At 34.2% G+C, this 17,147-nt stretch carries 15 protein-coding genes; 9 read left to right on the top strand and 6 right to left on the bottom strand.

The features are described from left to right. Positions 1-180 precede the first annotated feature (180 nt). Positions 181-1,578: a class II fumarate hydratase gene (gene fumC / locus U6A24_RS21195; RefSeq protein WP_324182026.1), complete on the top strand. Its 1,398-nt coding sequence runs from the start codon at positions 181-183 to the stop codon at positions 1,576-1,578. Positions 1,579-2,186: 608 nt separating this feature from the next. Here the strand turns inward: fumC and U6A24_RS21190 are convergent. Further along, positions 2,187-3,461, bottom strand: coding sequence for a cystathionine gamma-synthase family protein (locus U6A24_RS21190; protein ID WP_324182025.1), 1,275 nt, complete (start codon positions 3,459-3,461; stop codon positions 2,187-2,189). Positions 3,462-3,643: 182 nt separating this feature from the next. Here U6A24_RS21190 and U6A24_RS21185 point away from each other — a divergent pair, with 182 nt between their 5' ends. After that, on the top strand, positions 3,644-4,099 hold the full coding sequence (locus U6A24_RS21185; protein ID WP_324182024.1) for an Lrp/AsnC family transcriptional regulator: 456 nt from the start codon (positions 3,644-3,646) through the stop codon (positions 4,097-4,099). A 77-nt stretch (positions 4,100-4,176) separates the two neighbouring features. Further along, positions 4,177-4,905 (top strand): SDR family oxidoreductase, encoded by a 729-nt coding sequence (locus tag U6A24_RS21180; protein WP_324182023.1) that lies wholly within the window; start codon positions 4,177-4,179, stop codon positions 4,903-4,905. A gap of 43 nt (positions 4,906-4,948) precedes the next feature. Here the strand turns inward: U6A24_RS21180 and U6A24_RS21175 are convergent, their stop codons facing one another. Further along, a complete protein-coding gene (locus tag U6A24_RS21175; RefSeq protein WP_324182022.1) occupies positions 4,949-6,262 on the bottom strand; it encodes an MFS transporter in 1,314 nt (437 codons plus the stop codon). 110 nt (positions 6,263-6,372) lie between these two features. After that, positions 6,373-7,377, bottom strand: a complete 1,005-nt coding sequence (gene holA / locus U6A24_RS21170) for a DNA polymerase III subunit delta (RefSeq protein ID WP_324182021.1) — start codon at positions 7,375-7,377, stop codon at positions 6,373-6,375. Between the two features lie 32 nt (positions 7,378-7,409). On the opposite strand from holA, the gene U6A24_RS21165 reads away from it, so the two are divergent. From U6A24_RS21165 to U6A24_RS21145, 5 genes are all read left to right on the top strand, one after another. After that, positions 7,410-7,853, top strand: a complete 444-nt coding sequence (locus U6A24_RS21165; protein ID WP_324182020.1) for a type I restriction enzyme HsdR N-terminal domain-containing protein — start codon at positions 7,410-7,412, stop codon at positions 7,851-7,853. Positions 7,854-8,024: 171 nt separating this feature from the next. Further along, a complete protein-coding gene (locus tag U6A24_RS21160; RefSeq protein ID WP_324182019.1) occupies positions 8,025-9,254 on the top strand; it encodes a M57 family metalloprotease in 1,230 nt (409 codons plus the stop codon). Between the two features lie 110 nt (positions 9,255-9,364). Further along, on the top strand, positions 9,365-10,357 hold the full coding sequence (locus U6A24_RS21155) for a glycosyltransferase family 2 protein (RefSeq protein WP_324182018.1): 993 nt from the start codon (positions 9,365-9,367) through the stop codon (positions 10,355-10,357). A 98-nt stretch (positions 10,358-10,455) separates the two neighbouring features. Then, complete coding sequence (locus U6A24_RS21150; protein ID WP_324182017.1) at positions 10,456-11,322, top strand: OmpA/MotB family protein; 867 nt, start codon at positions 10,456-10,458, stop codon at positions 11,320-11,322. A 144-nt stretch (positions 11,323-11,466) separates the two neighbouring features. After that, the gene (locus U6A24_RS21145; protein WP_324182016.1) at positions 11,467-13,545 is read left to right on the top strand and encodes a DUF5723 family protein; all 2,079 of its coding nucleotides are present in this window, start codon (positions 11,467-11,469) and stop codon (positions 13,543-13,545) included. A 91-nt stretch (positions 13,546-13,636) separates the two neighbouring features. Here the strand turns inward: U6A24_RS21145 and U6A24_RS21140 are convergent, their stop codons facing one another. Continuing rightward, entirely contained in the window at positions 13,637-14,224 is a 588-nt protein-coding gene (locus U6A24_RS21140) for a PPC domain-containing protein (protein ID WP_324182015.1), read from the bottom strand. 218 nt (positions 14,225-14,442) lie between these two features. On the opposite strand from U6A24_RS21140, the gene U6A24_RS21135 reads away from it, so the two are divergent. Continuing rightward, positions 14,443-15,336, top strand: coding sequence for an AraC family transcriptional regulator (locus U6A24_RS21135; protein ID WP_324182014.1), 894 nt, complete (start codon positions 14,443-14,445; stop codon positions 15,334-15,336). Here the strand turns inward: U6A24_RS21135 and U6A24_RS21130 are convergent. Both U6A24_RS21130 and U6A24_RS21125 read right to left on the bottom strand, forming a co-directional pair. Then, positions 15,333-15,953 (bottom strand): L-threonylcarbamoyladenylate synthase, encoded by a 621-nt coding sequence (locus tag U6A24_RS21130; RefSeq protein ID WP_324182013.1) that lies wholly within the window; start codon positions 15,951-15,953, stop codon positions 15,333-15,335. The two genes, U6A24_RS21135 and U6A24_RS21130, sit on opposite strands and share 4 nt — an antisense overlap. Positions 15,954-16,021: 68 nt before the next feature. Then, positions 16,022-17,113 (bottom strand): alanine racemase, encoded by a 1,092-nt coding sequence (locus U6A24_RS21125; protein ID WP_324182012.1) that lies wholly within the window; start codon positions 17,111-17,113, stop codon positions 16,022-16,024. Positions 17,114-17,147: the final 34 nt, after the last annotated feature.

Raw genomic sequence — 17,147 nt, 5'->3', positions numbered from 1 at the left:
ATTCTAATTTTCAATTTCGACAAAGATAATAAGTCTTATTTAGATGTCATAGCAGAAATTTAATTTATTTTCAATTCCTAATTAACCCCAAAAATATCCACTAAAAAGTAGGTTTATTATTCAGAAATAGGGTTACAAATGCTTAAATTTGCGTTTTCAAAAAAACAAATCGTCTCACTAATGAAATATAGAATAGAGAAAGACACAATGGGCGAGGTAGAAGTGCCTGAAGATAAATTATGGGGAGCCCAGACCGAGCGATCAAGAAATAATTTCAAAATTGGTGCTCCGGCATCTATACCATTAGAAATTGTATATGGTTTTGCATATCTAAAGAAGGCAGCAGCCTATACCAATTGCGAATTAGGAGCTTTACCTATTGAAAAAAGAGACCTTATAGCGCAGGTTTGCGATGAAATCCTAGAAGGAAAACATGATGATCAGTTTCCACTTGTGATCTGGCAAACAGGTTCTGGTACACAGAGTAATATGAATGTAAATGAGGTTATCGCTAATCGAGCCCATCAATTGGCTGGTAAAACCATAGGCGAAGGAGAGAAAACATTGCAACCAAATGACGATGTTAATAAATCTCAATCATCAAATGATACCTTTCCAACAGGAATGCATATCGCAGCTTACAAAAAAATCCTTGAGGTAACAATTCCTGGGATCACCCAGTTGCGCGATACATTAAAGAAAAAATCTGATGAATTTAAAGATGTAGTAAAAATTGGACGTACGCATTTTATGGATGCTACTCCCCTTACGATCGGACAAGAACTATCAGGTTATGTTTCCCAACTGGATCATGGTCTTAAAGCGTTAGAGAATACATTACCGCATCTTGCAGAATTGGCGCTTGGAGGAACTGCTGTAGGAACAGGATTAAATACTCCAAAAGGATATGCCAAAAGAGTTTCAGAGTTTATCGCACAGTTTACTGGATTGCCGTTTATTACAGCCGAGAACAAATTTGAAGCCCTGGCAGCTCATGATGCATTCGTAGAAACGCATGGTGCACTAAAACAATTAGCGGTTTCATTAAACAAAATAGGAAACGATATTCGCATGCTGGCTTCTGGACCAAGAAGTGGTATCGGAGAATTAATTATACCTGCAAATGAACCTGGGAGTTCTATCATGCCAGGAAAAGTAAACCCAACACAGTGTGAAGCACTCACTATGGTTTGTGCACAAGTGATGGGTAACGATGTAGCTATCAATGTTGGTGGAATGCAGGGACATTTTGAATTAAATGTATTTAAACCGGTTATGGCAGCGAACTTACTACAAAGTGCTCAACTTATTGGTGATGCTTGTGTTTCTTTTGATGAACATTGCGCACAGGGTATTGAGCCAAATCACAAAAGAATTACCGAATTACTTAATAATTCTTTGATGTTGGTAACTGCCTTGAATACAAAAATTGGATATTACAAAGCTGCCGAGATCGCTAATACCGCTCACAAAAATGGAACTACTCTAAAACATGAAGCTATTGCTCTTGGGCATGTAACCGAAGAAGAGTTCGAAGAATGGGTAAAACCTGAAGATATGGTGGGTAGTTTAAAGTAAAAAAAACATAATCATCAAAAAACCGCATTGATTCAATGCGGTTTTTCTATTTTCCTTACTTTTTTATTTCCCCAATTGCAAATTTTTGTCCCCCAACAAAAACTTTTACAATTTTCTATCTGTGAATCGCGTGACTGCTAGCCCTTGGCAATTCTTTTAAAAATTCTTGTATAAATGTAAAATTGATTCTAAAGAGTTTCATAATATTTTGTGTAATGTTGTTCTATACTATTGTTATTTTATGGTGTAAAAATAATACCTAAATATCTTCTCTGAAATACGTAAGTCTACGTATATTTATCTGTTAATTCTTTGATTACCTATGAATTGCGTAACTACAAGCTTTTGGAAGTTCTTGAATAAATTTTAAAATAAAGCCGAAGTTAAAAGTTAATACGTTCATGATTTCAATATTTAATTTGGTTTGTAAAGCATTTTTAATAAGATGTTACAAATATACTTCGAGAAACCTTTGAGCGCAATGGGGAAAAAGACCCATTTTGAGGGGTAAATATCCCCTAAAAATCAATAATTAACTGAAAATCAAATATTTAAAATAAAAAAACACAGCATTACAGCTGTGCTTTTAAACGTTTATACCAGATTATCTATGCTGTTTCCATTTTTTTTAGTTCTACTTTCTCCAAAGCTTGCTCAAGATCCCATACCAAATCCTCTGCACTCTCAACACCTATAGATAGCCTTACTAACCTTTCGGTAATATTCATTTTCTTGCATTGCTCCGGGTCCACGCCTGCATGAGTCATGGTCTTTGGGTGCTCTGCAAGACTTTCTGTACTTCCTAGACTTACTGCCAATTTCATAAGCTTTAGATTATTCAAGAAAGTAAATGCCTCTTTTTCTCCTCCAACAATATCAAACGACACCATCGCTCCTGGCGCAGAACATTGTTTTTTATAGGTAGCAAAAGCTTCGGTTCCTGCTTCAAGTAACCCTAGGTAATATACATTTTCTACCTTGGAATGATTTTTAAGGTATTCGGCCACGATTTGGGCATTTTTAGTTTGCTGGTCCATACGAACTTTCAAAGTTTCAAGACTTCGAAGCATTAACCAAGCGGTATGTGGACTTACCATATTGCCCAAAAATGTACGTAATGTTTTTACACGAAGCATTAAATCGGCACTTCCCAATACTGCTCCTGCAATTAGGTCACTATGACCACCTATATATTTGGTTGCAGAATATAACACCAAATCCGCTCCACACTGTAAAGGGTGTTGCCATAGCGGTCCCATATAGGTATTATCTACTGCAACCAACGTTTTTCGATCTGCTGTACTAAACTGCTTTGCTATTTGGCTAAACATTTCGATATCAACAATATCATTGGTAGGGTTTGCAGGAGTTTCAAGATAAATCATCGCTAATTTATCTGCCTTACCAGAATTCGTTATCATTTCCAAAATCTCTTCCTTGGTCTGGTTTGGCATTACACCTATAGTTTCTACACCTATTTTATCCAAAAAGTGGTGTATAAAGTGATCCGTTCCTCCATATACAGGATTACTATACACCAATAGATCTCCCGGTTTCAAAAATTCTAACAATACAGTACTTATAGCAGACATCCCGCTTTCAAAAACTGCACAATCATCTGCCTTATCCCATAGACACAATCTGTTTTCCAGAATTTCTAAATTGGGATTGTTAATCCTGCTATAGATAAGTCCTAATTCTTCTTTAGGAGATTTTTCTCTTAAACCATAAGCAAGTTCAAAAAATGCTTTTCCTTCTTCGGCTGTTTTAAATACAAAGGTAGAAGTTTGAAATATAGGACATTTTATAGCTCCTTCTGATAATTCAGGTTTGTAACCATAAGTCATCATTAAGCTTTCTGGGTTAAAATTGTGTTCTTTCATTGTTTATTCTTTAAATGGGTATTGTCAAAATCTTTTAGGCATGAAATCAAGATAAAAGTACAACACGAAGAATTAAAAACTAAATTATAACTATTATTAAGAATAATAAATGATAAATATTATAATATAAAGAATTTTATTCTAAATTTACAATTTCAACACTCTCGATAAAGAAAAATATTATGGATACTATAGACCGATCGATACTACTTTTACTGCAAAAAGATGGTAAAATCACCATCAAAGAAATCGCAGAACGCTTAAATCTTACTACCACTCCTATTTTTGAACGTGTAAAAAAATTAGAGCGAGAAGGTTATATCAAATCGTATAAAGCTATTCTGGATAGAAAAAAAGTGGGATTTCAATTAATGGCATTTTGTAATATCACGCTTAATCAACATCAAAAAGATTTTATCAAAAAATTTGAAAAAGACATTCAACGATTTCCAGAAGTTGTAGAATGTTATCATGTGGCCGGGATGTTTGATTACCTCATTAAAATCTATGCCGAAGATATGGAACGATACCAAGATTTTCTTTCAAACAAATTGGCTTCATTAGAAAATATTTCTAAGGTGCAAAGTTCTTTTGTTATGACAGAGGTAAAAGATTTTTCTTATCTACCTATATCGTAAAAAATAATGGTTATGCTTAACAAAAGATTTAGAACTCAACATGTACTTTTGATAAACACACAAAAAACTACATAACGATGAATATCAAAAATGCCAAAGTATTAATTACCGGGGGAAATTCGGGAATTGGAAAAGCTACTGCTAAGTTATTAAAAGAAAAAGGAGCCCAGGTAGTTATTTCTGGAAGAAATGAAACTACGCTTCAGGAAGCTGCAAAAGAGCTAAACATAGATTATATAAAAGCCGATGTGACCAAAGAAGATCAGGTAAAACAAATGGTACTTGATGCAAAGAATAAAATGAATGGACTTAATGTCTTGGTTAACAATGCCGGATATGGATATATTTCCAAATTAATAGATATTGAAGCAGACAAATTCACAGATCAATTTAAGACTAATATTCTTGGTGCCGCTCTTTGTGCAAAAGAATCTGCAAGACATTTTGTTGAACAAGACTATGGAAACATTATTAATATTGGCTCTACTTCTTCGTTGAAGGGTTCTCCCACCGCTTCACCCTATGTAGCGACCAAATTTGCTTTAAGAGGAATGACTGAAAGCTGGAGAAACGAACTAAGGCCCCATAACATACGTGTGATGCAGGTAAATCCAAGTGAAGTAATGACTAGTTTTGCCGATAACCGAGTTGATAATAATCTAAATCAAAAACAGTATACCGAAGCCGAACAACAAACCAAGTTAAGAGGAGAGGAAATTGCGCATACAATTACTAGCCTATTAGAAATGGATGACCGTGGTTTTATTACTGAAGCTACTGTTTTTGCTACAAATCCCAAAGTTTGAATTAAAACATCCTAAATAGATTGTCATTACTTTTGGATACAATTTACGAAGCAGTTTCTACTTCCTGAATATATTCCTGGTCGCCAGAGACTGCTTTTCTGTTTCCAAAGTAGTGAATAACCATCAAAACAAAAATTAGCAGGAAGATACCCGCCCCTATTTTAAAAACCGTTACTTGTATACTTTCAAATAGTATTCCCCCTAGCACTAGTCCAAAAATACTGGCAAAGCTCCCCATGCTATTTCCATAACCTTGAATGGTTCCTTGCATTTGATGATTTCCAACTTTTGACAAAAGTGCTAAAAAACTTGGCCACATAAGACCATTACCCACGGACAATAAAGTAATAGCCAAATACATCACATAAATATTGGGTACAGAAAGGAGGTAAAAACTTGTTGCCAGCAAAACGGTACCTATTATAATAAAAATTGTACTGGATAATTTTCCAGATAAAAATGATAATAACGGTCCCTGCACCAAAATCATTATTACGCTCGAATATGCTAAAAAGATACCCAATTCGATCGAGGTCCATTGCAAAATGGAAGAAGCATAAATAGGTAACCCTGCATAGAATAGGCTAAATCCCAAAAAGGTTAAAAAATATATGGCATACAGTAATGGGATACTGTCCAACTTAAGAATACTCCAAAAGGAGATTGATGAGTTTTCCTCTTCTGAAGATTCTCCACCATAACACTCTTTATGCTCGACTTGAAAAAACCTTCTGAAGGACCTAAGTGATAATGAGCCTGTATCTACAACACAGGGATTACTCTCTGGAAGTCGTATCATAATAACAAAAATGGCTATCAAAGAAATCAGTGCAGCCAAGATTATTGGTAATGCCTCTCCTAGAACCGTTGAAGTTAAAATTCCTGCCACAGCAGGTCCTAGCACAAAACCCAGGCTTGTAGAGGCTCCCATCATTCCAAAATTCCTGTCTCTATCATCATCTGTTGAAATATCAGATAAATAAGCATTTGCCACAGAAACATTACCTCCGGTAAAACCGTCAAATATTCTGGCTACAAATAGCAAAATCAAAGGCAATGTCATTATATAATTTCCTGTAAACTCTGAATCTGAGGACCATAACGAGGTTTTAGGTAATAGGAATGCCAGTAAAAACAAGGCCCAAGCGATAAATGTACCTGCTTGACTAACAATTAGTACCTTTTTTCTTCCAACCTTATCTGACAATCTACCCAAAATTGGTGCTCCTATTAATTGAAAGAAAGGATACATAGCTCCCAAAATTCCATAAATAAAACCATTGCCACCAAAATCTATTACAATAAATATTAGAATCGGAATTACTACACTATACCCCAATATTCCAATGAAATTCACTAATAAAATGGGAAAGATGTTCTTATTTAAGAAGTTGAAGAATCGCATCCTCTAAAATAAGTTTGTCAGCTCAAAAAGGCTGTTAAACTATTGCTAATAAATAGTAATGATTAGGCCATGATCTTGACCAAAAGCTCTTTTAAGACATCTCCTTGGGGTAAGTTTGCCGCTCCTACTCCTTTACTTTTTACATCGGCATCTCTAAGCAGTGCTATTATTGCGCTAACTTTCTTCATGGGATAATTATGTGCAGCTTCGGTATAATCTTTTACAAAATAAGGATTTACCTTCAGTGCACTCGCCACATTACGCTGTGACTTGTCTGATAAACCATGATATTGTAACACTTGTGAAAAGAAACTATATAATAAAGAAATTGTCACCACCAAGGGATTATCTTTAGGATTTTGAGCAAAATAATTTATAATTCTATGAGCTTTAACTACATTTCTGGATCCAACCGCCTTACGCAATTCGAAATTATTAAACTCTTTACTAATGCCTATATTCTCCTCTATTTGGTCTGCAGTAATTTGTGATCCTGAAGGAATAATAAGCTTAAGTTTTTCTAATTCATTATTAATCTTACTAAGATCAGTTCCTAAAAACTCAACCAGCATCTGGGCTGCCTTTGGCTCTATACCGTATTTTGCTCCAGCCAAAACCCTACGTATCCAATCTGCCACTTGATTCTCATAAAGCTTTTTACCTTCAAAAATAACTCCATTCTTAGAAATGACCTTATAGAGTTTTTTCCGTTTATCAATTTTCTTGTATTTATAACACATTACCAAAACGGTAGAAGGTTGTGGATTCTCTACATAATCTGCAAGTTTTTCGATGGTTCTTGATAAATCCTGGGCTTCTTTAACAATCACAACTTGTCGCTCTGCCATCATAGGGAAACGTTTTGCATTAGAAACAATATCTTCTATGGTAACATCTCTTCCATACAAAATCATTTGATTGAACCCTTTTTCTTCTTCAGCAAGTACATTTTTGTCAATAAATTCTGAAATCCTATCAATATAATAAGGCTCTTCACCCATTAAAAAATAAATAGGTTTTATATTTCCGCTTTTTATATCGGTTACAATTTGTTTTACTTCATCCATTGAAAAAAAATCATCAAATTTGTGACATGCAAATGCAAAAGCTTAACTTCCCAGCATATCAGTTTCGTTTCAAAAGTAGCGAAAATAAAGTTTCTATTTTTGACAGGATTCGTAAAAAATTTATCGTTCTTACCCCCGAAGAATGGGTGCGTCAACATATCATATCGTATCTTATCGATGAAAAAAAATATCCAGAAAGTCTTATCAACGTAGAAAAGCTGATCAAAGTTAATGATCTTTCAAAACGATACGATGTCATTGTATTCAAACCTAATGGAGATATTTTTCTCATTGTAGAATGCAAATCACATTCGGTAAAAATCACCCAAGAAGTTTTTGATCAGATTGCCAGATATAATCTTGCTCTTAATGCCGAATATTTGATGATCACCAATGGATTGAACCATTATTATTGCCAGATGGATTATATGGATCAACGATATACTTTTCTGAAAGATATTCCTAACTATAAATAGCTTTTTATCATTAAGATAGCTCCTTCACAATATATATCCCTAAATTAATAAATCTGGGGTTTAAATTTATAAATCTCAATAATTCCAACTTGTTAAGAATGGATTGCCAAAATACCTTCGTGGTATTAATACACAAATAATTGGCAAAACTTAATCTTAAAACTAAAAATTATGAATTTATTCAAATCATTCAGTATAGCACTTTTATCGAGCTTACTGCTTTTTTTCACTTCTTGTGAAGTAGATCAGGAAACATTAAATGAAACTACAAGGGAACAACAAGATATTCCAAAGGATATAATCCAAAAATTGGAAAAGGCCGGTTTTCATACCCACGAAGGATTATCCAAAGTTGAAGATGGCTACGTGGTAGAATATGACATTTTTTTAACCGAAGAAGAAATCTATGAACTAGCAAATCAAAACATAGAAAATAATTCGAAACATTACAGAACTAATAATTTGGTTTCGGGTACCAGAACGATTCGAGTATATGTTGATCCTGCGTTAGGTTCTTTTGTACGTAGTGCTACCGATCAAGCTTTGCAACGTTATAACGCTCAAAATTTACGTTTAACCTTTAGCAGAACCACCAATGCATCGAGCAATGATATACGTATTATGGCAGCAAGCAATACTGCATTAGATGGAAGTTTTGCAAGTGCAGGTTTTCCTAAAAATGGCAGACCGCATAATTTAATACGAATGAACACTTCATTTTATGGAGGTTCTAATCGATTAGGTAATACCGTCACAGTTATTGCTCATGAAATTGGCCATTGTATAGGGTTTAGACATACCGATTATGCAAATAGAGCTTTTAGTGGTTGTCCCGGTGGAGGGAATGAAGGGCAAGGAGAATATGGAGCAATTCATATCCCTGGAACCCCTACCACTTTTGCTGTTGCAAATTCTTGGATGCTTGCTTGTATTGGTCGAGAAGTAAACAGACCATTTATTGCAAGCGATAGAACTGCTTTACAAAGATTATATGCGAGAACTCCTCCACCTGTAAGCCCGGTTCCATTTTATAGATTTTATAACAGCAGTCGGGTAAATCATTACTACAGTACAAGTCGCAGCACTCCCGGAGGATATCGATACGAAGGTGTACAATGTAAGATTTATAATCAACAAGTACCAGGTACCGTACCTTTATACAGATTTTATAACAGTAGTGCAGTGAATCACTTTTATCAACAAAGTCGCAGCACGCCGGCGGGATATCGATATGAAGGTGTAGCAGGGTACGTATTTAGATCAGGTGGAAATGGTAGAATTCCATTATATCGTTATTACAATAGTAGTGCAGTAAATCATTTCTATACCACAAACCGAAGTGAAGGTAACAATGCAGCAGGTTACACCTATGAAGGTGTAGCAGGTTATGTTCTTCGCTAACAGTTATTTATTAAAATAATTTAAACTAACTGAGTTTTGCCAGTTTTTGGATTAAAAATATTCTAGTTTGACTACTACTATTTTCAGAATAAACTCATTAATTTGCAGTTGTGAAAATAGCAGTAGTCATTCTTAATTGGAACGGAAAAGCACTTCTAGAGCAGTTTTTACCTTCGGTAATAAAATTCTCTAAAGAAGCTACAGTTTACGTAGCAGATAATGCGTCTACTGATGGTTCTGTTTCTTTTGTTAAAAATCATTTCCCAACAGTAAAAATCGTTCAAAATGAAGTTAATGGCGGTTATGCCAAAGGCTACAATGATGCATTGGCAAAAATTGAGGCTGATATTTACTGTTTACTTAATAGTGATGTCGAGGTCACCAAAGACTGGCTTGTGCCCGTTTTAAAGACCTTTGAAGAATCTGAAAATGTTGCCGCTCTACAACCCAAAATACTAGATTATAAAAAGAAAACACATTTTGAATACGCCGGAGCTGCTGGCGGGTTTATCGATAAGTTTGGTTATCCATATTGTAGAGGTAGGATTTTTGACACTCTAGAAGAAGATAACGGTCAATATAATGGTACCACTCCAATATTTTGGGCAAGTGGAGCATGCTTATTTATACGAAAAAGCATCTTCGAAAAAGTAGGCAAACTTGATGAAGATTTCTTTGCACATCAGGAAGAAATAGATCTTTGTTGGCGAATCCAAAATCAAGGATACAAAATAATGTATAACGGATCATCTACAGTATATCATTTGGGAGGTGCCACTCTTGATACTATGAATCCCAAAAAGACTTTTCTTAACTTTAGAAATAGTTTATTTCTATTGGTTAAAAATGTTCCTGGAAATAATATTTGGTTTTTGATACTTAGCAGACTAATATTGGATGGTATTGCAGGAGTGAAATTTTTGTTTTCGGGGAAATTTTCTCATTTCTTTGCTATTCTTAAGGCTCATTACACCTTTTACCGTAAATTGAATCATTTCATTAAAAAAAGAAAAAAACTTTTCAGACAAGGGAAATATTATTCAATTTTTTCCGTTGTATGGCAGTATTTTATTTTAAAACGTAAACATTTTAATCAATTATAAGGTTATTTAATAAATTATTGTTAACAGGCTTAGTTTACGCCACATTTTTAATAATTTTGAGTTATATAACCAGAACAAGACTTAAAACAAATTTTCTAATGAAAAAAGTAATGATTATTGGCGCCTCTATGGCCGTTTTATTATCTTCTTGTGTATCACAAAAGAAATATGCCGAACTAGAAGCCAAAAACAAAGAAACCGAAGACTTACTTAATACTGCAACTGTTAAACTTAATAGCTGCCTTGAAGAAAAAGCAAGCTCAACGTCACAATTAAAAGTACTACAAGATCAAGTATCAAATCTTAAAAATCAAAATTCGGCATTATTAAATAATGTAGGAAACTTGGCCACGCTTTCAACGAAAGAAGCTGAGAATCTTGAAAAATCTTTGGAAAGTATCAAAGAGAAAGACCTGCAAATTAAAACAATGCAAGATGCGATTACCAAAAAGGATTCTGTAACCCTTGCTTTGGTTACCAGTCTTAAAGGAGCTTTAGGAAACCTTGCCGACGAGGATATAGAAATCAACGTAGAAAAAGGTGTAGTGTATGTTTCTATTTCTGACAAACTACTTTTCAAAAGCGGAAGTTACAATGTTTCTGCCAGAGCTCGTGAAGTGCTAGGAAAAGTAGCCAAAGTAGTTAACGATAAACCTGACATTGAATTCTTGGTAGAAGGACATACGGATAACGTACCTATCAAAAACAAAGTACTATTAGACAACTGGGATTTAAGTGTAAAACGTGCTACATCTGTAGTTAGAGTATTACAAAACGATTTCAAAGTTGACCCTAAACGTATGACTGCCGCTGGTAGAAGTTACTATGTTCCTGTTGCAGATAACAGTTCTTCTACAAATCGTGCAAAAAACAGACGTACAAGAATAGTTGTGCTTCCAAAACTGGATCAATTCTATAATATGATCGAAGACGGAATGAAAAAAGCGTCTCAAGGAGGAAACTAAAACATATATTTCTCATATATAAAAAAGGATGTCAAAAATGGCATCCTTTTTTTGTTAATTTAATTTTAGAATAAATTTTTATGTTAAAGAAATACTAATATCTTTACATCCCTTAAAACTAAACCCAAATCTAAAAACCGAAAAATGAGAAAACTTTTTCCTACGGTTCTGCTCATATTATGTGGGGCATCCGTAAAAGCGCAATCCTATGTTGGATTTCTTACCGATAATTATAGCGGTGTTCATGGCATAATTAGCAACCCTGCCAATATCGTAGATTCACGATTTAAAACAGATATCAATCTTATTGGAGCTAGTGCTTTTATTGCTAATGACTATTATGGTGTTAATTTCAGTGACATCTTTGATGACGATTATGAAATAGAAGATGAAGGAAGAGAATTTCCCAAGGACGAAAACAACCTTGTAGGGAATTTTGATGTATTAGGTCCTGCCTTCATGTTTAATATAAATGAAAAGAACTCAATTGCCATTTATAGCAGAGCACGTACATTTTATAACGTTAATGGAATTAGCGGTGAAACTTTGGAAAGCCTTATCAATAATCTTGATGATAATATTGATTTTAATGTAAATCAAGGTGATGCATATGGAAGTGCTAATGCCTGGGCCGAAATCGGAGCTACCTATGCAAGAGTGTTAATGAATAAAGAAGAACATTTCCTAAAAGGAGGTATCACACTTAAGTACCTACAAGGATTAGGAACAGCATACGCCCGGGGAAATGATCTTACAGTAGATTTTGATGCCAACGAAATAATAAGTGGTGCCGGAGAGGTAACAACTACTGGAGAAGTTGCATACGGATATAGCGAAAACCTTGAAGATCTTGACGATATTGATATTGAGACTATAAGTGGCGCTACTGGTGTAGGTGTTGATCTTGGTTTCATTTATGAATGGAGACCAGATTATAAAGAGTATACATCGACAGATAGTAAGGGTAAAACGTATATGCCAAAAGATGTAAATAAGTATAAATTAAAATTTGGATTGTCTCTTACCGATCTTGGATCTATCTCTTATGAAGGAATTGAGGAAAGATATGATTTTAATAATACGCTTTCTCAAAATGACTTTGAAGATATAGACTTAGATGAATTAGAGCGATTCTATACCGCTTTAGCACCCGGAGATGCTTCTAAAGCAGTATTACCTACAGCATTACATGCGAATGTAGATTGGAGTATTAATAAAAGGTTTTACTTAAACTTAAATACAGATTTATCCCTTACTGCAAAAGATAAAGTAAACAGAAGTAGAGTCGCTAATGTTGTCTCACTTACCCCAAGATTCGAGAGCAAATGGTTTAGTTTTTACTCTCCTATTAGTGTAATGCAACACAGCGGTTTTCAATGGGGAGCTGGATTAAGAGCTGGACCTTTATACATTGGATCTGGATCAGTATTCTCTGTTCTTTTGGGCGACAAAACCAAAGGTGCCGATGTATATGCAGGTCTAAAGATACCTGTATACCAATCTAGACCAAAAGACAAAGATGGTGATGGTGTATTAGACAAAGTTGATGAATGTCCCGAGACTGCAGGTCCAGAAGAAAACTACGGTTGTCCTTGGCCGGATACCGATGGAGATACTGTATTGGATAAAGATGACCAATGCCCTGAAGAGGCCGGAGAAGTAGAAAATAATGGTTGTCCTTGGCCGGATACGGATGGAGATGGTTTACTTGATAAAGATGATAGTTGTCCACAAGTAGCAGGACCACAAGAAAACTATGGTTGTCCTTGGCCGGATACTGATGGTGACGGTGTATTGGACAAAGATGATAATTGTCCTGATGTACCTGGTACAGTAGCTAATAACGGATGCCCAGAGGTTACAGAGGAAGTACAAAAAACATTGAATGAATATGCAAAAACCATTTTATTTGACTCTGGAAAATCGACTATAAAAGAAGAATCAAATAAAGTTCTTGCTGATATTGTAAGTATTCTTAATGAATATCCAACGGCCAAATTCAAAGTAGAAGGTCATACAGATAGCGCAGGTAGTGCAAGACTTAACCAACGTTTATCAGATTCAAGAGCCAATGCCGTTAAAACATATTTGGTAGAAAATGGGATAGATCAATTTAGACTATCAGCTACAGGGTATGGAGAAGATCGACCAATAGCAACCAACAAAACCAGAGCGGGAAGAGCTCAAAACCGAAGAGTAGAAATTAATTTGGTAAAAGAGTAATTACAAGATTAACAATATAAGAATAAGAAAAAAGGCAATGCTAAATGCATTGCCTTTTTGATTGTGGTTAGTCAAAATAAAACAATCAAATTCAAATATTAATTTCTTTTACAAATTTTCTATCCTTTAAATCAAAATAGATAAAATACTTACCTGCTGGTACATCAGAAAAGTTATAAGCTCTTTCAAAAATTGCTTTGTCTTCTTCAACATTTTCATTAAGCAGCATCACTCCTTCTCTATCATAAATAGAAACTTGTAGAGGAGACTTTTCAGACCTTGTTAGCATTACTCGAACTAAAGCATTTTCAACAAGTACCTTTGGCTTAAAAACAGTTACAACGGACTGGTTAATTAATGCGATCCCCTTTTTGTTCTTTACTACAGGAGTGATTTTAACATCAAATTCAGTTTCTGTCTCTACAAAATACACACCATCTTTTACTGTATTAAAATTAAAATACTTTCTATACAATGGCATAGCTTCCAATGTGATATCGAATAAAATCTTTCCCGAATAATTTTTTAAATACAACTTTTGCCCCTTGCTAATATTAGACAATGAAACATTAAGTGTAGAAGAGTTCTCAATCTTTACAGACATTACGTCTGAAGCCTTCACCGAAATACTAAATAAAATAGCACAAGCTATCAAAAATAGGTTCATTACTCTTTTCATAATTTCAAGTTTTAGTTGTTAACGTTTTGATGGTACAAATGTAGAATCGATTTGAAATAACAAATACAACATAATTTGCATATTTATGTGCTATATTAACTTTGTAGGATACTGCAAAACCACAATCATGTTAAATTAACATATTTTTTATTTTAATTTTACAATATTTTAACAATAAAAGAACAATATTAGCTTGTCATTAAAGATTAAATCTTACTATGAAAAACAACAAACCGTCATTAGAAAAAATCGTTCCCGAATTTGGAAGTTCATTGTATTATCAGACATTTTCGAAAGACAATAAGAATAAAGACCCCATTTGGCATTACCATCCTGAAATCGAAATTGTTTATGTAAATGGAGGCACTGGTAAAAGGCAGATTGGTAGCCACATGTCTTATTACCGTAACGGAGACCTAATGCTTATTGGAAGTAACCTACCCCATTGTGGATTTACCGATGATTTTACAGGAAATAATAGTGAAACCATCATACAAATGTTACCAAACTTTCTTGGAGATTCTTTTTTTGAAATCCCTGAAATGATGGCTATTGGAAAATTATTAGAGCAAGCCAAAAAAGGGATTGTTTTTTATGGAGATACCAAAAAAAGAATTGGAACACGAATTGAATCTTTAAAAGGGGTTGAATCATTTGAAAAACTAATTGGCATTCTTGAAATCCTAAAGGATATGGAAAATTCTGATGAGTATACCATTCTTAATGCAGAAGGTTTTATTGTAGAGACTGCCTTTGAGGACAATAATAGAATCAACTTAATATTTAATTTTGTACAACAAGAATTTGGCCGGCCAATTCCCCTGGAAGAAATTGCTGAAAAAGTCAGTATGAGTGTTCCTGGATTTTGTAGATACTTCAAAAAAATTACAGGAAAAACCTTTACCCAATTCGTAAATGAATATCGACTTGTACATGCCGCCAAATTATTACATGAAAAACAAACGAGTATAACCGATATATGTTATGAAAGTGGCTTCAGTAATTTTTCTCATTTTAGCAAGCTATTCAAGCAATTTTCTGGAAAAACACCTAGCAAATACCGAAATGAGTTAAAATATGCAGTTTCCCAAACCGAAATTAACCAGGGTTAAATAATATCAACACTTCCTTTACCTTCTCTAATAAGTACAGGGTCTCCTTCGGTAAGATCAATAACAGTAGATGGAATATTATCTCCATACCCTCCATCGATAACCATGTCAACCAGGTTATCCCATTTCTCTAATATCAATTCGGGATCTGTAGTATATTCAATTACTTCATCCTCATCATAAATTGAAGTAGAAACAATGGGGTTTCCTAATTCTTCAACAATGGTCGTACAAATATTATTATCAGGTACCCTTATTCCTACTGTTTTTTTCTTCTTAAATACCGTTGGCAAGTTATTACTTCCTGGTAAAATAAAGGTATAAGGCCCAGGAAGTGTTCTTTTTAATAATTTAAAAGTAGCATTATCTATTTGCTTAACATAATCAGATAAATTACTTAAGTCTTTACAGATAAATGAAAAATTTGCTTTGGCTAATTTTACTCCTTTAATTTGAGCGATACGTTCTAATGCCCTATTATTGGTAATATCGCATCCAAGACCATATACAGTATCTGTTGGATAAATTATTAATCCTCCATTACGTAAACAATCCACTACCTTTTGGATCTCTCTGGGATTAGGGTTTTCGTTATATAATTTTATAAACTCTGCCATAATTACACTTATACAAGGGTAAAGATAAAGGTTCTTTTTAAGATAACTTTTAAATTAAAACCAAAGAATTACTGTGAGTTCATCATTAAAATATCCTTTCGACCTTCTATTTTATATCGTTTCATCAAATTGGCAGTCATACAAGAATGTATTGGTAATACCATAAGGCAATCGCCAACTTTGTGATTTTTGATTTGATCACCAGGGATAGAAACTATGCCGTGTTCCTGAGACAGACTCTTCACATAAGCATCTGGTACTATGTTTCCCCATACGTTACCTTTCCTTTCAAAAATTCTGCCATAAATAACTCCGTCCTTTTCACTTTCCAATCTTTCTTTAGAAAAATGAACCCCTCCGCCATAGATTACAATTTCGTTTCTATCATCATGAATAGCAACAATTGGACAAGCCATCGCCACCGCAATTTGATCCATGTTGTTAGCACCTATTTTTGCTTGCATAAGGTCATAAAAAACAAAGTTACCTGGTCTTATTTCGTCAATACTTCCAAAGTTATCTGCCAAACTACAACTAGGTGTATCACCGAGTGAAGCCTTTATATCTGGAAACATTGTAACATACTTTTTCTTCAATATGCTTAATTCATTAACACATTGAGAATGAATTTTAAGAACATCGGCTTTGCTATTACATGTATAGGTATGGCCAGAATGTGCAAGAAAACCTTTAAAATTCAAATTTTTTGAAGCCATAGAAGTTTTTAGAATTTCATCTATAGTATTTATCTTGGTTGGCAATAACCCTGTTCTGTGATAACCGGTGTCAATTTTTATAAAAAAACCAACTGGATAGTCTACATTTTGAGACAAAAATTGTACTGTCTCTATAGATTCTACCAAAAGATTAAGTTGAATTTTTCTTGCTAGTAAGTTAATTCGTTCAATCTCAAGAATGTTGGTTGGAAAAGCCACTGTAATATCATTCCATTCTTCAGAGAAATATAATGCCATCTCTAGAGAGGATACTGCAATCTTAGTAATACCAAAATCCTTAAACCATCTTCCAATCTCTAGCGATTGGTGAGTTTTAAAATGCGGTCTAAAAATAAGTCCATGTTTTTGTGCCTTAAGAGCCATGGTCTCTATATTTCTTTTGCATTTTTCAATGTCCAGAATCAATGATGGCACTTGTATCATGTTGGTAAAGTATTAAAAACACAATCTATTTTGT

Origin of the sequence: Aquimarina gracilis, assembly GCF_035285365.1 — a bacterium.
In the GTDB taxonomy this organism is placed as follows: domain Bacteria; phylum Bacteroidota; class Bacteroidia; order Flavobacteriales; family Flavobacteriaceae; genus Aquimarina; species Aquimarina gracilis.
Note: the sequence above shows the minus strand (reverse complement) of the source record. Positions and strands in the feature narration are given on the sequence as shown.